Annotated in this window: 24 protein-coding genes and 1 tRNA gene; 15 read left to right on the top strand and 10 right to left on the bottom strand. The window is 73.0% G+C overall.

Going from position 1 to position 23,698, the window contains the following annotated elements:
• Positions 1-35: 35 nt before the first annotated feature.
• Genes GRQ65_RS01780 through pcaC form a run of 6 tightly spaced genes read left to right on the top strand, consistent with a single transcriptional unit; the run spans position 36 to position 4,643 of the window.
• Positions 36-1,226: a 4-hydroxybenzoate 3-monooxygenase gene (locus GRQ65_RS01780; RefSeq protein WP_160874518.1), complete on the top strand. Its 1,191-nt coding sequence runs from the start codon at positions 36-38 to the stop codon at positions 1,224-1,226.
• Positions 1,211-2,032, top strand: a complete 822-nt coding sequence (gene pcaH, locus GRQ65_RS01775; protein WP_237447518.1) for a protocatechuate 3,4-dioxygenase subunit beta — start codon at positions 1,211-1,213, stop codon at positions 2,030-2,032. Before GRQ65_RS01780 ends, pcaH begins: the two co-directional genes overlap by 16 nt.
• On the top strand, positions 2,029-2,574 hold the full coding sequence (gene pcaG / locus GRQ65_RS01770; protein ID WP_160874516.1) for a protocatechuate 3,4-dioxygenase subunit alpha: 546 nt from the start codon (positions 2,029-2,031) through the stop codon (positions 2,572-2,574). The genes pcaH and pcaG overlap by 4 nt, the downstream gene beginning before the upstream one ends.
• 4 nt (positions 2,575-2,578) lie before the next feature.
• Positions 2,579-3,523: a lyase family protein gene (locus GRQ65_RS01765; protein ID WP_160874514.1), complete on the top strand. Its 945-nt coding sequence runs from the start codon at positions 2,579-2,581 to the stop codon at positions 3,521-3,523.
• The gene (locus tag GRQ65_RS01760) at positions 3,520-4,269 is read left to right on the top strand and encodes an alpha/beta fold hydrolase (RefSeq protein WP_160874512.1); all 750 of its coding nucleotides are present in this window, start codon (positions 3,520-3,522) and stop codon (positions 4,267-4,269) included. Before GRQ65_RS01765 ends, GRQ65_RS01760 begins: the two co-directional genes overlap by 4 nt.
• Positions 4,266-4,643, top strand: coding sequence for a 4-carboxymuconolactone decarboxylase (pcaC, locus tag GRQ65_RS01755; RefSeq protein ID WP_237447517.1), 378 nt, complete (start codon positions 4,266-4,268; stop codon positions 4,641-4,643). The genes GRQ65_RS01760 and pcaC overlap by 4 nt, the downstream gene beginning before the upstream one ends.
• Before the next feature lie 161 nt (positions 4,644-4,804).
• Here pcaC and GRQ65_RS23685 read toward each other — a convergent pair whose 3' ends face one another.
• On the bottom strand, positions 4,805-5,989 hold the full coding sequence (locus GRQ65_RS23685) for an MFS transporter (protein ID WP_202387036.1): 1,185 nt from the start codon (positions 5,987-5,989) through the stop codon (positions 4,805-4,807).
• A 53-nt stretch (positions 5,990-6,042) separates the two neighbouring features.
• Between GRQ65_RS23685 and GRQ65_RS01745 the strand changes: the two genes are divergently transcribed.
• Entirely contained in the window at positions 6,043-6,819 is a 777-nt protein-coding gene (locus GRQ65_RS01745; RefSeq protein ID WP_202387035.1) for a DeoR/GlpR family DNA-binding transcription regulator, read from the top strand.
• Between the two features lie 3 nt (positions 6,820-6,822).
• Here the strand turns inward: GRQ65_RS01745 and GRQ65_RS01740 are convergent, their stop codons facing one another.
• Positions 6,823-8,046 carry a TerC/Alx family metal homeostasis membrane protein gene (locus tag GRQ65_RS01740; protein WP_160874508.1) on the bottom strand — a complete coding sequence of 408 codons (1,224 nt, stop codon included), beginning with the start codon at positions 8,044-8,046 and terminating at the stop codon, positions 6,823-6,825.
• 96 nt (positions 8,047-8,142) lie between these two features.
• Between GRQ65_RS01740 and GRQ65_RS01735 the strand changes: the two genes are divergently transcribed.
• Entirely contained in the window at positions 8,143-8,496 is a 354-nt protein-coding gene (locus tag GRQ65_RS01735) for a VOC family protein (RefSeq protein ID WP_160874506.1), read from the top strand.
• 11 nt (positions 8,497-8,507) lie between these two features.
• Here the strand turns inward: GRQ65_RS01735 and GRQ65_RS01730 are convergent.
• Positions 8,508-8,581, bottom strand: a tRNA-Arg gene (locus tag GRQ65_RS01730).
• 122 nt (positions 8,582-8,703) lie between these two features.
• Here GRQ65_RS01730 and GRQ65_RS01725 point away from each other — a divergent pair.
• A complete protein-coding gene (locus tag GRQ65_RS01725; protein ID WP_160874504.1) occupies positions 8,704-9,846 on the top strand; it encodes a glycoside hydrolase family 6 protein in 1,143 nt (380 codons plus the stop codon).
• Positions 9,847-10,094: 248 nt separating this feature from the next.
• On the opposite strand, the gene GRQ65_RS01720 is transcribed toward GRQ65_RS01725, so the two are convergent.
• The gene (locus tag GRQ65_RS01720; protein ID WP_337191423.1) at positions 10,095-11,588 is read right to left on the bottom strand and encodes an aminopeptidase P family protein; all 1,494 of its coding nucleotides are present in this window, start codon (positions 11,586-11,588) and stop codon (positions 10,095-10,097) included.
• 56 nt (positions 11,589-11,644) lie between these two features.
• Here GRQ65_RS01720 and GRQ65_RS01715 point away from each other — a divergent pair, with 56 nt between their 5' ends.
• The 3 genes from GRQ65_RS01715 to GRQ65_RS01705 all read left to right on the top strand — a co-directional run bounded on the left by GRQ65_RS01715 (position 11,645) and on the right by GRQ65_RS01705 (position 16,321).
• The gene (locus GRQ65_RS01715; RefSeq protein ID WP_160874500.1) at positions 11,645-12,778 is read left to right on the top strand and encodes a PrsW family intramembrane metalloprotease; all 1,134 of its coding nucleotides are present in this window, start codon (positions 11,645-11,647) and stop codon (positions 12,776-12,778) included.
• On the top strand, positions 12,775-14,559 hold the full coding sequence (locus GRQ65_RS01710) for a dynamin family protein (protein ID WP_237447516.1): 1,785 nt from the start codon (positions 12,775-12,777) through the stop codon (positions 14,557-14,559). Before GRQ65_RS01715 ends, GRQ65_RS01710 begins: the two co-directional genes overlap by 4 nt.
• A gap of 94 nt (positions 14,560-14,653) precedes the next feature.
• A complete protein-coding gene (locus tag GRQ65_RS01705) occupies positions 14,654-16,321 on the top strand; it encodes a GTPase (protein ID WP_160874498.1) in 1,668 nt (555 codons plus the stop codon).
• Positions 16,322-16,381: 60 nt separating this feature from the next.
• On the opposite strand, the gene GRQ65_RS01700 is transcribed toward GRQ65_RS01705, so the two are convergent.
• Positions 16,382-16,762, bottom strand: coding sequence for a single-stranded DNA-binding protein (locus GRQ65_RS01700; protein ID WP_160874496.1), 381 nt, complete (start codon positions 16,760-16,762; stop codon positions 16,382-16,384).
• A 139-nt stretch (positions 16,763-16,901) separates the two neighbouring features.
• Between GRQ65_RS01700 and ettA the strand changes: the two genes are divergently transcribed.
• Complete coding sequence (gene ettA / locus GRQ65_RS01695) at positions 16,902-18,584, top strand: energy-dependent translational throttle protein EttA (protein ID WP_160874494.1); 1,683 nt, start codon at positions 16,902-16,904, stop codon at positions 18,582-18,584.
• A 28-nt stretch (positions 18,585-18,612) separates the two neighbouring features.
• On the opposite strand, the gene GRQ65_RS01690 is transcribed toward ettA, so the two are convergent.
• The 3 genes from GRQ65_RS01690 to GRQ65_RS23680 form a co-directional block, all read right to left on the bottom strand.
• Complete coding sequence (locus GRQ65_RS01690; RefSeq protein ID WP_337191422.1) at positions 18,613-19,110, bottom strand: MarR family winged helix-turn-helix transcriptional regulator; 498 nt, start codon at positions 19,108-19,110, stop codon at positions 18,613-18,615.
• A gap of 64 nt (positions 19,111-19,174) precedes the next feature.
• Positions 19,175-20,401, bottom strand: coding sequence for an acetyl-CoA C-acetyltransferase (locus GRQ65_RS01685; protein WP_160874492.1), 1,227 nt, complete (start codon positions 20,399-20,401; stop codon positions 19,175-19,177).
• Between the two features lie 57 nt (positions 20,402-20,458).
• Positions 20,459-21,058 carry a TetR/AcrR family transcriptional regulator gene (locus GRQ65_RS23680; protein WP_160874490.1) on the bottom strand — a complete coding sequence of 200 codons (600 nt, stop codon included), beginning with the start codon at positions 21,056-21,058 and terminating at the stop codon, positions 20,459-20,461.
• A 95-nt stretch (positions 21,059-21,153) separates the two neighbouring features.
• Here GRQ65_RS23680 and GRQ65_RS01675 point away from each other — a divergent pair, with 95 nt between their 5' ends.
• Together GRQ65_RS01675 and GRQ65_RS01670 are read left to right on the top strand one after the other, a co-directional pair.
• Positions 21,154-21,333 (top strand): hypothetical protein, encoded by a 180-nt coding sequence (locus GRQ65_RS01675; RefSeq protein WP_160874488.1) that lies wholly within the window; start codon positions 21,154-21,156, stop codon positions 21,331-21,333.
• Positions 21,334-21,372: 39 nt separating this feature from the next.
• Positions 21,373-22,218 carry an acyl-CoA thioesterase gene (locus GRQ65_RS01670; protein ID WP_337191421.1) on the top strand — a complete coding sequence of 282 codons (846 nt, stop codon included), beginning with the start codon at positions 21,373-21,375 and terminating at the stop codon, positions 22,216-22,218.
• Here GRQ65_RS01670 and GRQ65_RS01665 read toward each other — a convergent pair.
• Both GRQ65_RS01665 and GRQ65_RS01660 read right to left on the bottom strand, forming a co-directional pair.
• A complete protein-coding gene (locus GRQ65_RS01665) occupies positions 22,205-22,954 on the bottom strand; it encodes a HoxN/HupN/NixA family nickel/cobalt transporter (protein ID WP_160874486.1) in 750 nt (249 codons plus the stop codon). The genes GRQ65_RS01670 and GRQ65_RS01665 overlap by 14 nt on opposite strands.
• Positions 22,954-23,646 carry a hypothetical protein gene (locus GRQ65_RS01660; protein ID WP_160874484.1) on the bottom strand — a complete coding sequence of 231 codons (693 nt, stop codon included), beginning with the start codon at positions 23,644-23,646 and terminating at the stop codon, positions 22,954-22,956. The genes GRQ65_RS01665 and GRQ65_RS01660 overlap by 1 nt, the downstream gene beginning before the upstream one ends.
• Positions 23,647-23,698: the final 52 nt, after the last annotated feature.

The raw sequence follows: 23,698 nt of genomic DNA, 5'->3' as shown, positions 1-23,698 counted from the left end.
GACGGCCACCCGGGCCGCTGCCTAGCGTGCGCTGCATGACGCCTCACCGCAGCCAGGTCGCGATCGTCGGCGGTGGGCCGGCCGGCCTGATGCTGTCGCACCTGCTGGGGCGGGCCGGGATCGACTCCGTCGTCGTCGACCACCGCGAGGTGGAGGAGATCCGGACCACCCACCGCGCCGGCATCCTCGAGCGCGACAGCGTCCGCCTCCTGACGGACACGGGCGTCTACGCGGGCGGACCCGAGCGGGTGCTGACCGAGGGCGACCGCCACGGTGGCATCTACCTGCGCTTCGGCGGTGGGAGCCACCACGTCGACTTCGAGCGGCTGGTCGGTGCCTCGGTGTGGCTCTACCCGCAGACCGAGGTGTTCGCCGACCTGCACGCCGCCCGGACCCGCGACGGCGGCGACCTGCACTACGCGGTCTCAGGTGTCCGCGTCCACGACGTCGGGACCGATCGTCCCCGGGTCACCTTCACCGGTGCGGACGGTGCCGAGCACGAGCTGGTCGCCGACCTCGTCGTCGGCGCCGACGGCTCGCGCAGCGTCTGCCGCGACCTCGTCGAGGGCCGCGAGCGCTGGACGCGCACCTACCCGTTCGCCTGGTTCGGCATCCTCTGCCAGGCGCCGCCCAGTGCGCCGGAGCTCGTCTACGCCCGCTCCGAGCGCGGCTTCGCGCTGATCAGCCAGCGCACCGACGACGTGCAGCGGATGTACTTCGAGTGCGACCCGGACGAGGACCCCGCGGACTGGTCCGACGACCGGATCTGGACCGAGCTCCAGGCGCGGGTCGCGGGAGGCGACGGCTTCGAGCTGCGCGAGGGCCCGGTGCTCGAGCGCACGGTGCTGCCGTTCCGCAGCTTCGTGCAGGCGCCGATGCGCAGCGGCCGGCTGCTGCTCGCCGGCGACGCCGCCCACACCGTGCCGCCGACCGGGGCGAAGGGGCTCAACCTCGCCCTCGCTGACACCCGGGTGCTCGCCGAGGTGCTCGTCGACGCCCTCGGTGGCGCCGGCTCCGCCGCGCTCGACACCTACACCGACCGCGCGCTGGCCCGGGTCTGGAAGGCCCAGCACTTCTCCTACTGGATGACGACGATGCTCCACCAGGGTGAGCGGCGGGACGGCTTCGACGAGCGTCGCCAGCTCGGCGAGCTCACCAGCCTGGTCTCCTCCGAGGCCGGCTCCACCTACCTCGCGGAGGGCTACACCGGATGGCCGACCCCATGACCCAGCCGACCCCGCCGACCCCGCCGCACCCGACCACCGGCCTCGAGCCGCAGGCGGCGCTGGACGCCGAGATGGCCGCGATCTCGTCGTCCTACGCCGCGACCCTCGACGCCACGGGCGCGTCGGAGGCCGGCGTGCGACGCGACTACCCGCCGTACCGCTCCAGCCGGCTGCGCCACCCCACCAAGGACCCGCACCAGGTCGACCCCGAGGGCATCGAGCTGTGGTCGCCGGTCTTCGGCGCGCGCGACGTCGACCCGCTGGAGGCCGACCTGACCATCCAGCGCGGCGGCGAGCCGCAGGGCGAGCGGATGGTCGTGACCGGCCGTGTCGTCGACGGCGACGGGCGACCGGTGCGCCGTCAGCTCGTCGAGATCTGGCAGGCCAATGCGGGTGGTCGCTACGTCCACCAGCGCGACCAGCACCCGGCGCCGCTCGACCCGCACTTCACCGGGATGGGGCGCTGCCTCACCGACGACGACGGCACCTACCGCTTCACCACGATCCGGCCGGGTCCCTACCCGTGGCGCAACCACCACAACGCCTGGCGGCCCGGGCACATCCACTTCTCGGTCTTCGGCACGCAGTTCACCCAGCGGCTCGTCACGCAGATGTACTTCCCGGGCGACCCGCTCACGGCCCTCGACCCGATCTGCCAGGCAGTCGTCGACCCGGCGGCGCGGGCGCGCCTGGTCGCGGCCTACGACCACGACGTGACCCAGCACGAGTGGGCCACGGGGTACCGCTGGGACATCGTGCTCACCGGCGCCCACCGCACCCCGCTGGAGCCCGAGGAGGACGCGTGACCAGCACCCCGACCAGCACTCCGACCAGCACTCCCGGTCAGACGGCCGGCCCCTTCTTCCACTACGCCCTGCCCTACGACGGCGACCACCTGCTGGTGCCGCCGGGCAGCCCGGGCGCGACCTGGCTGCACGGCACCGTGCGCGACGGTGAGGGCACCCCGGTGCCGGACGCGCTGGTGGAGGTGTGGCAGAGCGACGCCGCGGGCGAGGTGCCGCGCCTGGCCGGCTCGCTGCGCCGAGACGGGCGCTCCTTCACCGGCTTCGGGCGCTGCGCGACCGACGCCGAGGGCCGCTACGGCTTCTCGACGCTCGTGCCCGGCACGCCGTTCTTCGCGGTCGCGGTCTTCGCCCGCGGCCTGCTCCACCGCCTCGCCACCCGGGCCTACCTGCCCGGGAGCAGCGACGCACTCCTCGACGCGCTGCCGGCGGAGCGCCGCGCCACGCTGATGACCACAGAGGACGCGCACGGGCTCCGCTTCGACGTGCACCTGCAGGGGCCCCACGAGACCGTGTTCCTGACCTACCCGGGTGAGGCCGGGTGAGCCGGTGAGCGACCTGTTCTGGCCCGGCGACCACCGCGCGGGGGAGGTCTGCAGCGACCGCGCGTTCGTCGCGGCGATGGTGGCCGTCGAGTCGGCGTGGGTCGGGGTGGAGCTGACCGTCCCGGAGGTCGCCGCCCTCGGTGGCGACGTCGACCCGGAGGCCGGCGGCAACCCGCTCATCGCGCTGCTCCCGCTCCTGCGCGCCGCGCACCCGCACCTCGAGCTGCACACCGGCCTCACGAGCCAGGACGTCGTCGACACCGCGGTCGTGCTGATGATGCGCGACGCCGCGGCCGTCGTACGCCGGCACCTCGCTCGTGCGGTCGCCGCGGTCGACGACCTCGTCAGCCGACACGGCGACGTCGTGCTGGACGGGCGCACGCTGACCCAGCCGGCGCTGCCGGTGACCGTCGGCCACCGGCTGGCCGGGTGGCAGCGGGGGCTGTCCGAGGCCGGCGAGGAGCTGTCCGCACTGCGCTGGCCCGCGCAGTGCGGCGGACCCGTGGGGACCCTGCGCGACGCACGGCTCGCCGAGCGGCTCGGCCTCGACGACGTGCCGGCGTGGCACACGCACCGCCGTCCGGTGACCCGGATCGGCGACACACTGGTGGCCGCGGTCGACGCGTGCGGCCACGTCGCCCGCGACGTCCTGGAGGGCTCCCGGCTCGGCGAGCTGTCGGAGGGGCGCGGGGGCGGCTCGTCGTCGATGCCCCACAAGCACAACCCGGTGCTCGCCGTCCTGGTGCGTCGCGCGGCGCTGACCGCACCGCAGCTCGGGGCGACCCTGCACCTGGGCGCGGCCGACCAGGTCGAGGAGCGGGCCGACGGCGCCTGGCACGCCGAGTGGGACACCCTGCGACTGCTCGCCCGACGAGCGGTGGTGGCGGCGGCCCAGACCGCCGACCTCCTCGAGGGGTTGCGGGTGCACCCGGGGGAGGCGGCGCGGTGACCACGCTCGTGCTCGGCCCCTCGCTCGGCACCTCGGCCGCGGCCTGCTGGGGCCCCGTCGCGACGCTGCTCGCCGGCGAGCTCGACGTCGTGGCGTGGGAGCTGCCGGGGCACGGCGGCGACACCACCGCCGCGCCCGACGACCTGCTCGTCGTCGACCTCGCGGCACGGGTGCTCGACGCGGTCGAGGGGCCCTTCGTCTACGCCGGTGACTCCGTCGGCGGGCAGGTGGGCCTGCAGCTCCTGATCGACGCACCCGACCGGGTGCTGGGGGCCGTGCTCTGCTGCACCGGCGCCCGCATCGGCGGGGCCGACACCTGGACCGACCGCGTCGCCCAGGTGCGCGCCTCCGGCACCGCCTCGCTCGTGGGAGCGACGGCGCAGCGCTGGTTCGCGCCCGGCTTCCTCGAGCGGCATCCGGACCGGGCCTCGGCCCTGCTCCACGCGCTGCGCGACGCCGACGACGACGGCTACGTCGCCGTCTGCCACGCCCTGGCCCGCTTCGACGCGCGCGAGCGCCTCGGCGAGATCACCGCACCCGTGGTCGCGGTCGCCGGCGCCCACGACGCGGTGTGCCCGCCGGACTCGCTGCGCGAGATCGCCGACGGGGTGCGGCACGGCCGGCTCGTCGTCCTCGACGACGTCGGTCACCAGGCGCCGGCGGAGGCGCCGGAGCAGGTCGCCGAGCTGGTGCGCGAGCTGGTGCGCGAGCTGGACCGAGGACCCACCGACGAGGAGGCACGTTGAGCGGCTACGACGACGGCATGGCGGTGCGCCGCGAGGTGCTCGGCGACGAGCACGTCGACCGGGCGACCGCGAGCGCAGACGCGCTGACCGAGGACTTCCAGCGCTTCATCACCGAGTACGCGTGGGGTGGCATCTGGACCCGCCCCGGCCTCGACCGCCGCACCCGCTCGCTCATCACCATCACAGCGCTGGTCGCCCGCGGTCACCACGAGGAGCTGCGGATGCACCTGCGCGCAGCGCTGCGCAACGGGGTGAGCGTGGCCGAGATCCAGGAGACGCTGCTCCAGAGCGCGGTCTACTGTGGCGTCCCCGACGCCAACACGGCGTTCCGCATCGCCCAGGAGGTGCTGGGAGAGTCGGCGGACCGGGACTGAGTGACGCCGTTCCGCTGCCTCGGCGGAGGATGAGAACGGCGACGTTCCGCACTCGGTGGTCGAGGAAGGACGAAGGCCTGTCTCGAAACCTCTGTCGGGGGTCGTGTGGTTTCGGGACGGCCGTAGCCGGCCTCCTCGACCACCGGGGTGACGGCCGCGCCTCACTGCCCGGTCGACTCGCGCACGTGCTCACGGTGGGCGAGCGTCGCGGCGACCAGCCCGGCCGCGACCGGTACGAGCATGGCCCAGCGCAGGCTGGTGAGGTCGGACAGCCCACCGATGGCGGGTGAGGTCACGAGGAACCCGAGTCGCATCAGCCAGCCGAGCATCGCGATGCCGGTGCCCTCGGGCAGGCCCGGCACCCTCCCCGCGGCGGCGAACGCCGCAGGGACGAGGGTGGCGCAGCCCAGCCCCGTGAGGGCGAACCCGGCCAGGGCGACCGGCCACACGGGTGCCCCCACGACGACCAGGGCGCCGGCGGCGATGAGCAGGCCGCCGGCCCGGGCGACCCGGTCGCGTCCCCACCGGTCGGTCAGCGGGTCGCCGGTGAGGCGGCCGACGAACTGGGCGACGAGCACGGCGCTGACGCCGAGCCCGGCGATCGCGACGGGCGCGTCAACCACGGTGCCGAGGTAGAGCACGGCCCAGTTGTTGGCGACGTCCTCGACGAGGGTGCCGCAGATGGCGAGCGCCACGAGGGGGGCGAGCAGCAGCCAGGCCCGGCGCGCGGTCCGGGCGCCGACGGGGGCGTCGACGGCGTCCGCCTCGTCCTGGACGGCGACGTCGGCCGGCACCGCCGCCAGTCGGCACGCGACCAGCGCCACCACGCCCCAGACCAGCCCGTTGACCAGCATCTGCACCGCCGGGCCCACGTCGAGGGCCGCGGCCCCGGCCCCGATCGCGCCGCCGGTGGCCGCGCCGGCCGACCAGACGGCGTGCAGCGAGTTGATGACCGAGCGCCCGCGCCACTGCTCGACGAGCACGCCCTGGACGTTCTGCGCGGCGTCGACGACAGAGTCCACCGCCCCAGCGACCAGCAGGGCGAGCGCGAAGAGCCACACCCGGCCGCTCGCACCCGCGACGGCCATCGCGGCGGCCAGCGTCAGCGACCCCGCGGCGTTGGTGGGCAGGGTGCCGAAGCGGCGGATCAGCCGACCGGCGTACGCCGCCGCGAGCAGCGCCCCGGCCGGGAAGGCCACCACGAGCAGCCCGAACTCCGAGTTGGAGAGCCCGAACGCCGCCTTGAACTCGGGGTAGCGCGGCAGGAGCGCGCTGAACAGCACCCCGTTGGTGAAGAACATCAGCGAGACGCCGAGGCGCGCGCGAGCAGGGTAGGGGACGGGCACGCCGGGACCGTAGGTGGTCTGATGATCACGTGCAACGATCACTTCGGCACCGCATGATCATCCGGGCGGTCGCCACCGGGGCCACCGTGACGGTCGAGGGGCTCTGCCAGCTCACCGGAGCCGCACCGATCACGGTGCGCCGCGACCTGGCCGAGCTCGCCGAGCTCGGCATGGTGCGCCGCGTGCGCGGCGGGGCGACCCGGGCGGAGCTGCGCGGCTCGGCGATGCCGTTCTCGGTCCGCTTCGAGTCCGACCGCGCCCGCAAGGACGCCCTCGCGAGCGCCGTCGTCGGTCTCGTCGAGGACGGGCAGTCGCTCGTGCTCGACAACGGCACGACCTGTTATGCCGTCGCCCGCCAGCTCGTCGGTCGCCCGCTCACGGTCCTCGCGCTCTCGCTGCACGCCGCCGCGGCGCTGGCGACACGTCCGGGCGTGCGCGTCGTGGTGCCCGGGGGGCTCGTCGAGAACGACACCCTCGCCTTCACCGGCCACGACGCCGTGCGCGCGGTGCAGGACACCCACGCCGACCTCGCCGTCCTCGGTGCCTGCTCGGCCCAGCCCGGCTTCGGGCTGACCTCGACGACCTACGAGGACGCGCAGGTCAAGCGCGCGTGCCTCGCGGCCGCCGCCCAGAGGGTGCTCGTCACCACCGCCGACAAGCTCGCGCGCACCTCGACGTTCCGCTTCGGCACCCCGGCCGACCTCACCCACCTCGTGACCACCGACGACGTCGCCGACGACGTGGTCACAGCCTTCGAGGCGGAGGGGGTCGCCGTCCTCGCGGTGGCCGCCCCGGCCGCCCCGGACGCTCCGGACGCTCCGGGCGACTGAGGGTCAGTCCAGGATCTTCGACGGCCCGGCCGGCTGGGCCTCGCCGCGCTCGACCGCCTGCTCGTGGCTGTCGCGAGCCCGCTCGAGAAGCGCCATGAGCTCCTCCTCGCGACGCACCTTGGCGCGGTACTTCGGGCCGAGGGCGATGATCTGGTCGCGCTCCTCGAGCAGCTTGGCGAAGATCCGCTCGCGCTCGTCGGCGTCCTTCGTGTACTCCGCGTCGAGGTACGACGTGGCGTGGCGCCGGGCGCCGTTGATGGCGTTCTGCGCCCGGCCGGCGGGGCTCAGCAGCGACGCGGCCACGGTGACGACCAGGACGCCGATGATCACCGAGAGCGAGACGGCGGTGCTGACCTCGATCACCGGCACGTGCTCGCCGTCGTTGATGAACGGCAGGTTGTTCTCGTGCAGCGCGTGGAGGATCAGCTTCACGCCGATGAAGGCGAGGATCGCGGCCAGGCCGTAGGAGAGGTAGATGAGCCGGTCGAGCAGGCCCTCGATCAGGAAGAACAGCTGGCGCAGACCCAGCAGCGAGAACGCCACCGCGGTGAAGACCAGGAAGGTGTCCTGGGTCAGCCCGAAGATCGCGGGGATCGAGTCGAGCGCGAACAGGATGTCGGTCGCGCCGATCGCGATCATCACCAGCAGCATCGGCGTCATCGCCCGCTTGCCGTCGACCTCGGTGAACAGCTTGTCGCCGTCGTAGTGGTCGGTCGTGTGCACGAGCTTCTTGGCCGCGCGCACGGCGATGTTGTCGGCCTCGTCGTCCTCGTCGTCGGACTTGAGCATGTTGCCGGCGGTGAGGATCAGGATCACGCCGAAGAGGTAGAAGATCCAGGCGAACTGGTTGATGAGCGCGGCGCCCAGGAAGATGAAGCCGGTGCGCGCCACGAGCGCGAAGGCGATGCCGAACAGCAGCACCTTCTGCTGGTCCTCCCGCGGCACCCGGAAGCTCTGCATGATGATGAGGAAGACGAAGAGGTTGTCGACCGAGAGCGCCTTCTCGGTGATGTAGCCGGCGAAGTACTCTCCGCCCGGGCCCCCGCCGCCGAAGACCAGCACGCCGAGGCCGAACAGCACCGCGACACCGACGTACGCCGCCGACCAGATCGCCGACTCCCGCAGCGTCGGGATGTGGGCCTTGCGGACGTGGAAGAAGTAGTCGAAGGCCAGCAGCGCGAGGATCACGACGATCGTCACGATCCACACGAGGGGGGAGACGGTCACGGCTTCCTGCCTTCTGCGTCGGACCCGACCGCGTCGGGAGCGTGCCAGACGGGTACCCGACGGCGCCTCCCGGCTACCCGTGCCAGGCTGACTGCTGTGGAACGCGTGCTGGGTGTCGGTGGCTGGTTCGTGCGCTCGCGGGACCCCGCGGCGCTCACGGCGTGGTACCGCGACGTCCTGGGGCTCGACCTCGACGAGCACGGGCAGTGGCGTGCGCAGGCGGGCCCCACCGTCTTCGCGGCGTTCGACGCCGACACCGACCACCTCGGCCGGCGCGACCAGCAGACGATGCTCAACCTGCGCGTGCGCGACCTCGACGCGATGCTCGCGCAGCTGCGCGCCGCCGGCGCCGAGGTCGTCGACGGCATCGAGGACCTCGAGGGAGTCGGCCGGTTCGGCTGGGTCGTCGACCCCGAGGGGCGGCGCATCGAGCTGTGGCAGCCCGCCTGAGGCGGAACGGGCGCCCCCGGCAGGATTCGAACCTGCGACCGGCGGATTAGAAGGCCGCTGCTCTGTCCAGCTGAGCTACGGAGGCTTGGGTCCTCCCATTCTGGCGCACGGGTCGGGACGGTCCCGACCCGGTGACCGAACGGATGAATCTGCGTCGTTCCGCGGCGCGTCGCCTTGACGCGTGGTGACCTGCCTGTCGTGGACGTGATGAACAGGTGGGCTCGAGCGCGGCGGCTGGGACTCGCCCTCGTCGTCGTGCTGGCCTCGCTGCTGGCGGGTGCCGCCGTCGCCGTCGAGCCGGCCCGTGACGCCCGTGGCGCCGGGACCGACCGGTCGGACGTCGTACGACGGACGCCGGACGGGGAGAACCCGCTCGCCGGGCGCCGGTGGGGCGTCTACCAGGGCTCGGGCGACCAGGCGTGGGACCCCTTCGTCCGCGCCCGAGGCAAGAAGAAGGCGCTGCTCGCGCGGATCGCGCTGGCGCCCAAGGCCAAGTGGTACGGCATGTGGATCCCGAAGAGCCAGATCCAGGCCAAGGTCGCCGACCACGTCCGCAACGCGCAGGCGGGCGACCCGGAGACGCTCGTGCAGCTGACCGTCTTCGCGCTCAAGCCCTGGGAGGACGAGGCGTGCAAGCGGCTCCCGACCGCGAAGGAGCAGCGCACCTACAAGACCTGGATCGACCGGTTCGCCGCCGGTGTCGGGTCCGCGCACGTCGCGCTCGTCCTGCAGCCCGACGGCCCCTTCGCGCTCTGCGCCCCCGGTGGCTCGACGCTGCCCTCCAGCCTGGTCGGGTACGCCGCGCGGGTGTTCGCGGCGCTGCCGAACACGTCGGTCTACATCGACGCCGGGGCCTCCGACTGGCTGCGCAACGACCCGGCGAAGGCGCTGCAGATCCTGCTGCCCGCGGGCATCGACGTGGCGCGTGGCTTCGCGCTCAACTCCACGCACTACGCCTCGACCTCCGCCGAGGTCGCCTACGGAGCCTCGGTGGTGCAGGCGCTGGCCGCCGCCGGGCTGCCCGGCAAGCACTTCGTCGTCAACACCGCCGCCAACGGTGCGCCGTTCAACGGCTACGAATACCGCGGCAAGGGTCACTTCGACAACGCCGACACCTGCCGCGCCCCGGGCCAGACCGCCTGCGTCACCCTCGGCATCCCGCCCACCGCCGACGTCGCCAACCCGGCCTGGGGCCTCTCGGCCACCGACGCCGCCAGCGCTGCGGCGTACGTCGACGGCTACCTCTGGATCGGTCGCCCCTGGCTGCGCATGCAGGCCGACCCCTTCGACATGAGGCGCGCCCTCGCCGTCGCCCGCACCACGCCCTTCACCTCGCCGTACGCCCCCTGAGCCGGATGTTCGACTGTCGATCTCCCTCACCCGACAGTCCCGACTTCTGACCCTCTGGGTGACTGCAGACCTCGACTGTCGGTGGAGACCGGGCCCGCTGGCGATCAGTGCAGGTTCGGTGTCGCCAGGTGACTGCGATCCTGCACAGACGACGAGGGTGGAGCATCACGCCCCGACAGTCCCGGCTCGTGACCCTCTGAGTGACTGCAGACCTCGACTGTCGGAGGACGGACCGGCGAAGGCCCGGCTCAGGGCAGGTGGCGACCCATCCAGGCCTCGACGTCGGCGGAGGTGCGGGGGAGGGCGGCGGAGAGGTTCCGGGTGCCGTCGGCGGTGACGAGGATGTCGTCCTCGATCCGGATGCCGATGCCGCGCAGCTCGGCGGGGACCAGCTCGTCGTTGTCCTGGAAGTACAGACCCGGCTCGACCGTGAGCACCATGCCCTCGGCGAGGTCGCCCTTGGGGTAGACGTCGGGAGAGGTGCCGGCGCAGTCGTGCACGTCGAGGCCGAGCATGTGGCTGACGCCGTGCAGCGTCCAGCGGGCGTAGGTCTTGTTGTCGGGGTCGAGCGCCTGCTCGACCGGCACGGGCAGCAGGTCGAGGTCGGCGAGGCCGTGCGCGATCACCGACATCGCGGCGTCGTGACCGGCGAGGAAGGGACCGCCCGGGTGCAGGGCGTCGATGCCGGCCTGCTGGGCGTTGTGGACGAGGTCGTAGAGGTCGCGCTGCAGCGGGGTGAAGGTGCCGTCGACCGGCAGCGTACGGGTGACGTCGGCGGTGTAGAGGTTGCGGCCCTCGACGCCCATGTCGAGCAGGACCAGGGTGCCCGGGGTGATCGGGCCGGTGTTCTCGATCCAGTGCAGCGTCGTCGCGTGCGACCCGCCGCCGACGATCGAGTCGTAGCCGATGTCGTTGCCCATCGCGCGGGCGCGGCGGAAGAAGGTGCCCTCGATCCAGCGCTCGCCGTACTCCTGGACCTGGCTCCACTCGCGCACGGAGTCCTCGAAGCCGAGCGTGGTCGCGTCGCACGCCGCCTGCAGCTCGGCGATCTCCCAGGCGCTCTTGACCAAGCGCATCTCGCCGACGACGCGGGCGAGGTCGCCGTCGAGGACCGTGTCGCCGGGGACCATCCGGTCGACGGAGGCCGAGAGACCGCGCAGCACGCGGGTCTTGCCCGAGCCGCCCTTGGCGCCGAGGCGGTCCTGCAGCCGGTCGAGGTGGCGGCACTCGATGCCGAGCGCGGTCGACAGCTCCTCGAGGGAGGGACGACGCCCGACCCACAGCTCGCCGTACTGCCGGTCGCGGAAGAACTCGTCGCTGTCGCGCCCCGAGCTCGGGCGGGCGTAGAGCACGGCCTCGCCGTCCTCGATCACCAGCACCGCGTCGCTGGTCTGGTTGCCGGTGAAGTAGGTGTGGGCGGTGTCGGGGCGGAAGCGGTAGTCGGTGTCGTTGGAGCGCACCTTGAAGCCGCCGGCGGGCAGCACCAGCCGCTCACCCGGGAACGCCGCCGCGAGCCGCTCGCGCCGGGCCGCGGCCTCGTCGGCGACCGGGAGCCGCGTCACGTCGAGGGAGCGCTCGCCCCACCCGGTCCGCATGAAGGCGGCGTAGGCCTCCGGGACGGCGGGATCGTGCGACTCGGTGTGGAGCTCGGTGTCGGTCCCGGTGGTGGGCCTGGTGGTGGGCCCGGTGGTGGGCTGGGTGTCGGCACTGCTGTGGTCGGCGTTCGTCGTCTGCTCGCTCACGGCAGCAGCGTACGCCGCACGCCCCGCGCGCAGGCGCGCCCTCATAGACTCCCCACATGGCCGCCTTCCCCCGCGCAGCGCGCCGCGACAGCGTGGCCTTCACGGTCGTCGTGGCGGTGCTGGTGTGCCTCGGCGCCATCCCGATGCTGCTCATCATCGCGCTGTCCAGCGCACCCGGCATCGCGGTGCTCGCGACCGTCCTGGCGGCTCTGCCTGTCGTGCCCCTCGTCCTGTGCTACCTCTGGCTCGACCGCTACGAGCCCGAACCCCGCCGCCTGCTGCTCGCGGGCCTGCTGTGGGGCGCCTTCGTCGCGACCTTCGGGGCGCTCGTCGTGCAGGGCGTCGGCGGCATCTTCGTCGGCGTCACCGACGAGGTCAGCCTCGCGGTCCTCGCGCCGATCACGGAGGAGGCGAGCAAGGGACTGTTCCTGCTCCTGCTGCTGTGGTGGCGCCGCGCCGAGCTCGACGGCATCCTCGACGGCATCGTCTACGCCGGCATGGTCGGGATCGGCTTCGCCTTCACCGAGAACATCCTCTACCTCGGCGCCGCCTACGACGGCACGGACGGCACCGCGCCCGGCGGGCTCGCCGGCGTCACCGGCACCTTCGTGGTGCGCTGCCTGTTCAGCCCGTTCGCGCACCCGCTCTTCACGGCGTTCACCGGCATCGGGATCGGCATCGCCGTGAGCACCCGCCGTCCGGTGCTGCGGTGGGTGGCGCCGCTGGGCGGCTACGTCCTGGCCGTGCTCGCCCACGCGACCTGGAACGCCTCGACCATCTTCGGCTTCGAGGGGTTCGTCGGCGCCTACGTGCTCATCATGCTGCCGGCGTTCGCCGGGCTGATCTGGCTCGGGGTCTGGTCGCGCTCACGCGAGCGGTCCATGCTCACCGCCGCGCTCGGCGACGCCGCCCAGCGCGGGCTGTTCCCGGCGACCGACATCGGCTGGGTCGTCGACCTGCGGGCGCGCCGCGCCGCGCGCTCCTACGCCCGCCAGCTCGGCGGCAAGCCCGCCGAGGAGTCGATGCGCGACTACCAGCAGGCCGCGATCGAGCTCGGCTTCCTGCACCACCGCTACCTGCGCGGCACGGCCCCGGCCGACTTCGCCGCTCGCGGCCAGGAGTTCCTGCGCCGCATCGACGCGATCCGACCCGGCATCGCCTTCCCCGGACAGGTGGTGCCGACGCGATGAGCGACGACCCCAGCGACACGACCGGCACCGCCGCCCCCGGCTCGGCCCCGGTCCTCGGCAGCCCCACGCCCGCGTCGTACGGCACCGTGATGCTGACGGCCCTGGTGCGCCTGCACCACGCCCTGCAGGCCGTGCAGCTGCCGCTCGAGCTGCCGGGCGCCGCCGCCCACCGCACCGAGCTGCGCGAGATGGTCGACCAGCTCGAGGACTACGTCATCCCGCGCGTGACGACGCTCGAGGCCCCGCTGCTCACGGTCGTCGGCGGCTCGACGGGCGCCGGCAAGTCGACCCTCGTCAACTCCCTCGTGGGTCACCGGGTGACGCAGCCGGGCCTGCTGCGGCCCACGACCCGCTCGCCGGTGCTGGTGCACCACCCCGACGACCGCGAGTGGTTCGGCGCCGAGCGGCTGCTGCCCGACCTCGAGCGCGTCGACCACGCGACCACCGACCCCCAGGCGTTGCAGCTCGTCGAGTCCGACACGGTGCCCGCCGGACTCGCGATCCTCGACGCCCCCGACGTCGACTCGGTCGTCGACCAGAACCGCGAGCTCGCCGCGCAGCTCCTCGCCGCCGGCGACCTGTGGCTGTTCGTCACCTCCGCCGCGAGGTACGCCGACCAGGTGCCGTGGGAGTTCCTGCACCGCGCCGCCGAGCGGTCGACGGCCGTGGCGATCGTGCTCGACCGCACGCCCGAGGAGGCCGTGCAGACCGTCGCCACCCACCTCGGCCGGATGCTCGCCAGCCGCGGACTGAAGGACTCCCCGCTCTTCGTGGTGCACGAGGGGCCGATCTCCGAGGACGGGCTGCTGCCCGCGGGCCACGTCGCCGACATCCGCGACTGGCTGGCCTCGCTGGCCGCCGACGCGGCCGCGCGGCAGAGCGTCGTGATCCAGACCCTCGATGGGGCGGTCCGCACGCTCACCCGGCGCACCTACCCGCTCGCCGACGCGGCCACCGAGCAGGTGCGGGCCGTGCAGCGCCTGCGCGAGGACGCCGACGCGGCGTACGAGGAGGGCGTGCAGGCCGTGCTGTCCGCGATGGCGGACGGCACCCTGCTGCGCGGTGAGGTGCTCGCGCGCTGGCAGGAGTTCGTGGGGACCGGCGAGCTGCTGCGCACCCTCGAGAGCCGCGTCGGGTGGCTGCGCGACCGCATCGTGGGTGCCGTCAAGGGCAAGCCCCAGCAGGCCGAGCGGGTCACGGTCGCGGTCGAGTCGGGGCTCGAGATGCTGATCCTCGAGCACGCCGAGGCGGCCGCGGAGCGTGCCGAGGCCGCGTGGCGCCAGACGCCGTCGGGGGTGGCGCTCATCGCCGACGCCGGCTCCGAGCTCGGTCGCGCCTCGCGCCAGCTGCGCCGCGACGCCGAGCGCTCGGTGCGCGAATGGCAGGCCGACGTGCTCGAGATGGTGCGCACCCAGGGCCAGGACAAGCGCACGACCGCGCGGTTCCTCGCCTTCGGGGTCAACGGGCTCTCGGTGGCGCTGATGGTCGTCGTCTTCTCCTACTCCTACGGCCTCACCGGCGCCGAGGTCGGCATCGCCGGCGGCTCGGCGGTGATCGGGCAGAAGCTGCTCGAGGCCGTCTTCGGCGACCAGGCCGTGCGCAGCCTCGCCGAGCGGGCCCGCAAGGCGCTCGAGGTGCGGGTGCGCGAGCTGTTCGCCGCCGAGGAGGCCCGCTACGTCGCGCTGCTCGACAGCCTGGGCCTCGACGCCGACACCGCCGAGGAGCTGCGCCGGGCCTCGCGCCGGGTGGAGGACGCGCGGTACGCCGGTCTCGTCCGCTGACGAGTCGGCTCACGAGTCGGCCGACAAGTAGGGTGGGCCGCACCCACCATCCAGCGCCGACGACCGCAGCACGCGCCGAGACCCGAGGGAGACGATGACGTCCTTGCTCGAGGGGGCCAAGAGGCTCCTCTCGCGCGGCTCCGACCTCGGCACCCGACTCGAGGCGCTCGAGGCCGCGACCGAGGCATCGCGAGGTCGTCTCGACGACTCGGTCGTCGACGACGCCCAAGGCGTCGTCGACCGCGCTGCCGGCCGGCTGCGCCTGTCGGCGGAGCACACGGTCGTCGCGATCGCCGGGGCCACCGGATCGGGCAAGTCCTCGACGTTCAACGCCCTCACCGGCCTCGAGCTCTCCGCGGTCGGTGTGCGTCGCCCCACCACGTCGTGGGCGACCGCCTGCGTGTGGGGCGCCGAGGGTGCCGGTGAGCTGCTCGAGTGGCTGGGCATCCCCCCGCGCCACCAGATCACCCGCGACTCGATGCTCGACTCCTCGCGCCCCGACCGGCGCTCGCAGCGCGACCGGGAGCTCGACGGTGTCGTGCTGCTCGACCTGCCCGACCACGACTCGACCGAGGTCGCCCACCACCTCGAGGTCGACCGCATCGTGCGCCTGGCCGACCTGCTCGTGTGGGTGCTCGACCCGCAGAAGTACGCCGACGCCGCGATCCACGACCGCTACCTCGCGCCGCTCGCCTCCCACCAGGGCGTCATGGTCGTCGTGCTCAACCACATCGACACCGTGCCGGCCGACCGCCGGGCCTCGATGCTCGAGGACGTACGTCGCCTGCTCGACGCCGACGGCCTCACCGACGTGCCGGTCATCGCGACCAGCGCGCGGCACGGCGACGGCGTCGCCGAGCTCCGTGCCGAGATCGCCCGCCGGGTCTCCGACAAGGCCGCCACCCGCGGCCGGCTCGCCGCCGACCTCCGCGCCGTCGCCACCCGCCTGGACGAGGAGTGCGGCGGGGGCCGCCCCCGCTCGCTCGCCTCGGGCCGGGTGCAGGCGATGGAGGAGGCGCTGGCCGACTCGGCCGGAGTGCCCACCGTCGTCTCCGCCATCGAGCGCTCGACGCGGATGCGGGCCCGCCAGGCCACCGGCTGGCCGGTCGTCTCCTGGGTCTCGCGCCTGCGCCCCGACCCGCTGCGCCGCCTCCACCTCGACCTCGGCTCCGAGGGCAAGCAGCTCCTCGCCCGCAACCGTTCCTCGATCCCGACCGCGACGCCGGTCCAGCGCGCCAAGGTCGACACCGAGGTGCGGGCGCTGGCCGACGACGTCTCGGCCGGGATGAGCCGCCCGTGGGCCGACTCACTGCGCCGCGCATCGGTCTCGCGCGTCGACGACCTCGGCGACCGCCTCGACGTCGAGATCGGCCAGACCGACCTCGGCGTCGCCGGCATCCCCGCCTGGGCCGGCATCGTCCGCGTCCTGCAGTGGGCCCTCCTCCTCACCGCCGTCGCCGGTCTCGTGTGGACGCTCGCGCTCGTCTTCTCCGGTGGGCTCGGCGACGCCGCCGTGCCGTCGTACGCCGGGGTCGACCTGCCGTTCCTCCTGCTGATCGGGGGAGTGGTCGCCGGCATCGTGCTCGCCCTGCTCTGCCGGGTGCTGGTCGACCTCACCGCCCGCAAGCGGGCCGCGACCGCCGACCGGCGCCTGCGCGAGGCGGTGCACCGCGTCGCCCAGGAGCTGGTGGTCGCGCCGGTCGAGACCGAGCTCGACGCGTTCCGGACGGTGCGCACGGGGCTCGACACCGTCTTGCAGTAGACCTGACGGCTCGGGTGGTTTCGAGACGGGACTTCGTCCCTCCTCAACCACCGCCCGGGGTCAGGCGGCCTCCGCTTCCGCGCGGACCGCGCGGGTGAAGGCCGACGTGCCGCGGGCGAGGTCGTGGCCGACCGTGCGGGCGGTGAGCTCGAGGTCGGTGTGCGGCTTGCCGTCGGCGTCCTCCCAGGTGCGCATGGTGAGCCGGCCGTGCACCACGACGGGGTCGCCGGCCGACAGCGAGGCGCTGCAGTGGGTGGCCAGGGCGCGCCAGGCGGACACGGAGTACCACTGCGTCTCGCCCTCGACCCACTGCTGGGTGCGGCGGTCGAACCAGGACGGGGTGCAGCCCAGCCGGAAGCTCGCGACCGGCCCGTTGGCGGTCTCGTGGTGGCGGACCGGGCCGCCGAGGTTGCCCTGCACGGTGACGTGGACGTCGTTCACGGATCTCTCCTTCTCGAGGTGACCCGACCAGCCTGCGCGTGCTCGCGCTCACCCGTCGTACGACGGCCCGCGGCTGTGGAGAGAGCGCCGTGAGTCGCCGGTTGTGGAGGGTTCCGGGACACGCCGTAGGTTGATGACCATGGCGGAATATGTCTTCTCCCTGCGCAACGTGCGCAAGGCCCACGGTGACAAGGTCGTCCTCGACAACGTCACCCTCTCGTTCCTGCACGGCGCCAAGATCGGCGTCGTCGGACCCAACGGCACCGGCAAGTCGACCCTGCTCAAGATCATGGCGGGGATCGAGCACGCCAACAACGGCGACACCGTCAAGGACCCCGACGCCACGGTCGGCATGCTCCAGCAGGAGCCGCCGCTGACCGAGGGCAAGACGGTGCTGGAGAACGTCGAGGAGGCCGTCTCCGACATCAAGGGCAAGATGAAGCGCCTCGAGGACGCCTACATGGAGATGGGCGACCCCGACGCCGACCAGGACGCCCTGATGGAGGAGACGGGCAACCTGCAGACCGAGCTCGACAACATCAACGCCTGGGACGTCGACAGCCGTCTGGAGCAGGCGATGGACGCGCTGCGGTGCCCGCCCTCCGACGCGATCGTCGACAACCTCTCGGGTGGTGAGCGCCGCCGCGTCGCGCTGTGCAAGCTGCTGCTGCAGCAGCCGAGTCTGCTGCTGCTCGACGAGCCCACCAACCACCTCGACGCCGAGTCGGTCCAGTGGCTCGAGGGCCACCTCAAGAGCTACCCCGGCGCCGTGCTCGCCATCACGCACGACCGGTACTTCCTCGACAACGTCGCCGAGTGGATCCTCGAGCTCGACCGCGGCAAGACCCACCCCTACGAGGGCAACTACTCGACCTACCTCGAGACCAAGAAGGAACGGCTCAAGATCGAGGGGCAGAAGGACGCCAAGCGCGCCAAGATGCTCGAGAAGGAGCTGGAGTGGGTCCGGTCCAACGCCAAGGCGCGTCAGACCAAGAGCCGCTCGCGCCTCGCGCGCTACGAGGAGATGGCGGCCGAGGCCGACCGCGCCCGCAAGATCGACACCTCCGAGATCAACATCCCCGCCGGACCGCGTCTCGGTGACGTGGTGCTCGAGGCGAAGGGTCTGACCAAGGGCTTCGAGGGTCGCACCCTCATGCACGACCTGTCGTTCTCCCTGCCGCGCGCCGGCATCGTCGGCGTCATCGGCCCCAACGGCGTCGGCAAGACCACCCTGTTCCGGATGATCACCGGCAGCGAGCAGCCCGACGAGGGCTCGCTCACGGTCGGCCAGACCGTCAAGCTGTCGTACGTCGACCAGAGCCGCGGCGGCATCGACCCGAACAAGAACGTCTGGGAGGTCGTCTCCGACGGGCTCGACTTCATCAAGGTCGCCAACTTCGAGATGAACTCGCGCGCCTACGTCGCGTCGTTCGGCTTCAAGGGCCCCGACCAGCAGAAGAAGGCCGGCGTGCTCTCCGGTGGTGAGCGCAACCGCCTCAACCTGGCGCTGACCCTCAAGATGGGCGGCAACCTGCTGCTGCTCGACGAGCCCACCAACGACCTCGACGTCGAGACGCTGTCCTCGCTCGAGGACGCGCTGCTCGACTTCCCGGGCTGTGCCGTGGTCACCTCGCACGACCGGTGGTTCCTCGACCGCATCGCCACCCACATCCTGGCGTGGGAGGGCAACGAGGACGACCCCGCGTCGTGGTTCTGGTTCGAGGGCAACTACGCGGCGTACGAGGAGAACAAGATCGAGCGCCTCGGCATCGAGGCGGCCCGCCCGCACCGCGTCACCCACCGCCGCCTGACCCGCGACTGACACCCGCCGGAGCGGGGATCCGCAGGGCTCACCCCCTGCGGATCTCCATCTCGGGGTGGTCGGCGATGAGGTGGTCGGAGACGGCGTCCATCACCCGGCCGAGGGCGGCGAAGTCGGCCGGGTCGGCGAGGTCGACGAGGTGGCGGCGCACGTCCATGACGTGGTCGTGCGCGGCCCGCTCGAGCACGTCGAGCCCCTTGTCGGTCAGCGTGCACACGATGCCGCGACCGTCCTCGGGCGAGCTCGAGCGCTGCACGAGCCCGGCCTTCTCCATCCGGGTGACCGTGTGGGTGACGCGGCTGCGGCTGTGGGCGAGGGCGTCGGCGAGTGCCGCCATCCGCATCTGGCCCTCGCGCTCGGAGAGCCGCACGAGGATCTCGTACTCGACCAGCGACAGGTCGTAGCCGCGGCGCAGGTCGTCGTCGAGCCGGTCGAAGAGCAGGGTGGTGCCCATGACGAGGGCACGCCACGCGCGCTGCTGATCGACGTCGAGCCAGCGCGTGGGTTCGTCTGGCACAGGCTGCACAGGCGAATCCTAGGGGCAGGCGGTCAGGTTCGCGCTGTCGCCTGCCCCCGGGACTGGACGAGTGTCAGGACATCCGCTCGAGGATGAGCGCCATGCCCTGGCCGCCGCCGACGCACATGGTGATGAGACCGGTCTGCTTGTCGTGGAAGTCCAGGCTGTTGATCATGGTGTTCTGCAGGCGGGCGCCGGTCATGCCGAACGGGTGACCGACGGCGATGGCGCCGCCGTTGACGTTGAGGCGGTCGAGGTCGATGTCGAGGTCCTGGTAGGACGGTACGACCTGCGCGGCGAAGGCCTCGTTGATCTCGACGAGGTCGATGTCGCCGATCGACATGCCGGCGTTGGCCAGGGCGTTCTTGGTGGCCTCGACGGGGCCGAGGCCCATGATCTCGGGCGAGAGGCCGGAGACGCCGGTGGAGACGATGCGGGCCAGCGGGGTCAGGCCGAGCTCGGCGGCGCGGGTGTCGCTCATGACGATCACGGCGGCGGCGCCGTCGTTGAGGGCGCAGCAGTTGCCGGCGGTGACGACGCCGTCGGGGCGGAAGACGGGCTTGAGCTGGGAGATGGCCTCGATGGTGACGCCGGCGCGGGGGCCGTCGTCGGCGGAGACGACGCTGCCGTCGGGGGTGGTGACGGGGGTGATCTCGCGCTGCCAGAAGCCGGCCTGGAGGGCCTTCTCGGCGAGGTTCTGGGAGCGGACGCCGAACTCGTCGAGCTCGGCGCGGTCGAGCCCGCGCAGGGTGGCGACGTTCTCGGCGGTCTGGCCCATCGCGATGTAGGCGTCGGGCAGCAGGCCGTCCTCGCGGGGGTCGTGCCACGGGCCGGCGGCGTTGCCGGCCTCGGCGGTCGTCTTGGTGCGGGTCTGGGCGTCGTCGAAGCGGTGGTTGACGGTGTCGGGGAGGTGGTCGCTGGTGCCCTTGGCGAAGCGCGAGACGGTCTCGACGCCCGAGGAGATGAAGGTGTGGCCCTCGCCGGCCTTGATCGCGTGGAAGGCCATCCGGGTGGTCTGCACCGAGGAGGAGCAGTAGCGGGTGATGGTGGCGCCGGGGACGGAGTCGAGGCCGAGGAGCACGTTGACGACGCGGCCGAGGTTGTTGCCGGACTCGCCGCCGGGCAGACCGCAGCCGAGGTAGTGGTCGTCGATGGTGGTCGGGTCGAGCTCGGGGACCTTGTCGAGAGCGGCCTGCACGATGAGTGCGGTCAGGTCGTCGGGTCGGAACTCGGTGAGCGAGCCCTTGTTGGCTCGGCCGATGGGGGAGCGGGCAGCGGAGACGATCACGGCTTCGGGCATGTACTGCACAGTAACCGCCCCGGCCGGGCCGTGTGCGGGAGCCGGACCAGTGCTCGATCAGGGCTGGGTGAGCCCGTGGAGCACCAGCGACATCGAGTCGGCGAGGAAGCGGTGGCGCTCGGCCGGCGGTCGCTGCAGGGCGGCCAGCAGCAGGCCGTCGAGGGCGGCGACGAGCACCTCGGCGCGCGCGGCGCCGGCCTCGGGGGCCACCCGGCTCACGAGCTGGTCGACGACCGCGACGAGGCGCGATCGCCACGAGATCAGCACGGCCGCGACCTCGGGGTTGCGGGAGGCCTCGACCGCGAGCTCGGCCTTGGCGAGGGTGAGCTCGGGCCGGTCGAGCCAGCGCCCCAGCAGGTCGGTGGTCAGCTCGACGGCGAGCGGCTCGTCGCGCTCCGGGTCGCCCGCGCGGGCCTCCTCGAGACGGGCCGCCAGCACGTCGACGTCGTGGGCGAGGGAGCGCCCGACGTGCTCGGCAAGACCGACCTGGAGGGCCTGGCGGCTGCGGAGGTACGCCGAGCAGGTGCCCTCCGCTAGCCCGGCGCGACGGTCGACCGCACGGTGGGTGAGGCCGCGCAGCCCCTCGGTGGCGATGACGTGGACGGCAGCGTCGAGCAGCTCGCGGCGGCGACCGCTCGGGGCTGTGTCCGAGACCACCCTCGCAACGCTACCGGCGGCCTTGTCCGGTCTGCTCCTGCGGCGTACCTTCTACATCAGTAGAGATTCTACGAACGTAGAAGAAGGAGCCTCTCGTGCTGTTCGACCTCAGCGGCGTCACCGCCCTCTCCATCGTCATCGTCGTCATCGCCGCTGCGGCCTCGCTGACCGCGCTCGCGTCGATCGCCGTCAGCCTGACCCGGCACCACCGGGTCCGGCTCGCGCGCCATCAGAGCATCCCGGCCTACTACCGCCGTCTCACGCTGGCCCACTGATCGCCCGTCGCGCGCGCCCGATCTGACAGAGTCGGGCGCGTGCGACACCGCTACGAGTGCCCGATGCGGTGGGCCGACCTCGACCAGCTGCGCCACGTCAACAACGTCGTCTACGTCGACTACCTCCAAGAGGCCCGCGTCGACATGCTCCGCGCCCACGGGCGCGGCCCGGGCGCGCTGGTCGAGGGCCTGGTGGTCGTGCGCCACGAGGTCACCTACGTCGCCCCGCTGACCTTCGGCTTCCGCCCCGTCTCCATCGAGTGCTGGGTCACCGAGATCCGCGCTGCGACGTTCACCATGGCCTACGAGCTGTTCCAGACCGACGAGCACGGCGATCGCACCGTCCACCTGCGCGCCCGCACCGTGCTGACGCCGTTCGTCTTCGCCGAGGAGCGGCCGCGTCGGATCACCGCCGAGGAGCGCGAGGCGCTGACCCAGCACCTCGAGCCCGACGAGCATCCCGCACGACGGTGCGTCTCGCCGGCCGAGCCGGTCGCGTCGACGTACGACGTGCACGTGCGCTTCTCCGACGTCGACGTCTACGGCCACGTCAACAACGTGAAGTACTTCGAGTACCTCCAGGAAGCGCGCATCCTCTTCCTGCACGAGCTGACCGACGGTGAGCGCGACTTCCACCTCGTCGTCGCCCAGGTCGACGTCGACTACCGCGCCCCGATCCTGTTCCGCGAGGCGCCCTACGAGTGCCGCACGTCGGTGGCGGACGTCGGCACGAAGTCGATGACGCTGGAGTCCGACATCCGTGACGGTGACCGCGTGCTCGCCCGGGCCCGCGCCGTGCTCGTCTTCTTCGATCTCGACGAGCAGCGCTCGACCGAGCCGCCGGCGGCCGTGCGCGAGAGGCTGGTCGCCCTCACCACGAGGTGAGCGCCAGGGTGGTGATCACGCCACCCATCGCGGTGATGCCGCACGCCGCGAGGATCGGCGCGACCCGGCTCGCCACCGCCAGCGCCGCCCGAGACTCCGCGCCCCGGATGACCGCGTTGTTGCCGGCGAGGGCCAGCAGCCCGACTCCCACGAGCACGACAGCCATGCCCAGCCCGAAGGTCACCACGAGCAGCAGGGCGAACCCGGAGCGGCCCAGGAACAACCCCGTCGCCAGGGCCAGGAACGCCGACGGCGAGGGCACCAGCCCGCCCGAGATGCCGAGCAGGACCATGCTCGGGCGGCTGCTCGACGACGGCTCGTGCCCGTGCCCGTGCCCGTGCCCGTGCCCGTGGCCGTGGCCGTGGCCGTGCCCCGACCTCCACTCGCGCACCCAGCGGCGCAGCAGCCACACCCCGGTCGCGACGACGAGCAGGCCCGCGACGAGCTGCAGCGAGGTCGTCAGGGTGTGCAGGCCGACCACGTCGGAGAGGGACAGGAAGGTCCACGCCACCGCGAGCACCAGCACCGAGGCCGTGTGCATGAGCGCGACCGAGCCACCCATGAGCACGGCGTCGCGCACCCGGCCGCGCGAGCCGACGAGGTACGCCGCCGCGAGGCTCTTGCCGTGCCCCGGTCCGACGGCGTGGGCGGCACCGGCCGCGAAGGCGAGCGCGAACGCCGCCGGCGTCACGCCGGGCGTGTCGACGAGGTGCTGGAACTGTTCGGCGAGCGCCATCAGGCGACCTTCCGGCGCGAGACCCGGCGCCAGGCGACGGTGCCCAGACCGGCGGCTGCGGCGAACCCGGTGAGCACCCCGCCGAGCTGGAGGGCCGCGCTGGTGGCAGCGCCGGACGCGGCGCTCGAGCCGGGGTCGGCCGCGGTGACGGTGGTCAGCGACCAGTCGTGGGAGGGCGTCTCCGCGGTGTAGACCGCGCGCTGTCCGCCGGGGCCCGTCGCGAGGGTGCGGTAGGCCGGGTGCAGATCGGTGAGCATGTCGACGGCGACCGTGACCGGACCGTCGCCGGCCGGGCAGGTCAGCGCGACGACCACACCGTCGTCGCGGAGGTCCTCAGCCGGACGCGTGGCGCCCTCGCACGGCTCGCCGTCGCGCTGCGCGCGCAGGTGCGTCTCGGCGTACGCCGCGAAGGAGGGGTCGCCGGCGAGCAGGTCGTCGTCGCCGTCGGTGTAGAGCACGACCCCGTCCAGCAGCACCCGGTCGGCGGGCAGGACGCCGAGCGAGGCGGCCAGGGCCGAGAGGTCGTCGTCGGCGCCGAAGCGCCAGCGGACCAGCACCTCGTCGCCGGCCGTCGTGACCTCGGCGGTCTGGGGCGGGCCGAACGGGTGCGCGTCGGCGGGGGAGGGCGCCGACGCCAGAGCGGCGGCTGCCAGCGGCAGCGCCGCGAGGCGCAGGGAGAGGGAGCGGGACACGATCAGGCCTTCTCGGGTGGGTGGTCCCGGGTGCGCCGCGCGGAGGGCGCGG

Origin of the sequence: Nocardioides flavescens, from assembly GCF_009823805.1 — a bacterium.
Taxonomy (GTDB): domain Bacteria; phylum Actinomycetota; class Actinomycetes; order Propionibacteriales; family Nocardioidaceae; genus Nocardioides; species Nocardioides flavescens.
Note: the sequence above shows the minus strand (reverse complement) of the source record. Positions and strands in the feature narration are given on the sequence as shown.

What these genes read in the sequence shown, in the direction of transcription:
- GRQ65_RS01780 (WP_160874518.1), top strand. Translation starts at nt 36, where the DNA reads ATGACGCCTCACCGCAGCCAGGTCGCGATCGTCGGCGGTGGGCCGGCC.
- pcaH (WP_237447518.1), top strand. Translation starts at nt 1,211, where the DNA reads ATGGCCGACCCCATGACCCAGCCGACCCCGCCGACCCCGCCGCACCCG.
- GRQ65_RS01745 (WP_202387035.1), top strand. Translation starts at nt 6,043, where the DNA reads ATGATCATCCGGGCGGTCGCCACCGGGGCCACCGTGACGGTCGAGGGG.
- GRQ65_RS01725 (WP_160874504.1), top strand. Translation starts at nt 8,704, where the DNA reads ATGAACAGGTGGGCTCGAGCGCGGCGGCTGGGACTCGCCCTCGTCGTC.
- GRQ65_RS01715 (WP_160874500.1), top strand. Translation starts at nt 11,645, where the DNA reads ATGGCCGCCTTCCCCCGCGCAGCGCGCCGCGACAGCGTGGCCTTCACG.
- GRQ65_RS01710 (WP_237447516.1), top strand. Translation starts at nt 12,775, where the DNA reads ATGAGCGACGACCCCAGCGACACGACCGGCACCGCCGCCCCCGGCTCG.
- GRQ65_RS01705 (WP_160874498.1), top strand. Translation starts at nt 14,654, where the DNA reads ATGACGTCCTTGCTCGAGGGGGCCAAGAGGCTCCTCTCGCGCGGCTCC.
- ettA (WP_160874494.1), top strand. Translation starts at nt 16,902, where the DNA reads ATGGCGGAATATGTCTTCTCCCTGCGCAACGTGCGCAAGGCCCACGGT.
- GRQ65_RS01685 (WP_160874492.1), bottom strand. Translation starts at nt 20,401, where the DNA reads ATGCCCGAAGCCGTGATCGTCTCCGCTGCCCGCTCCCCCATCGGCCGA.
- GRQ65_RS01665 (WP_160874486.1), bottom strand. Translation starts at nt 22,954, where the DNA reads ATGGCGCTCGCCGAACAGTTCCAGCACCTCGTCGACACGCCCGGCGTG.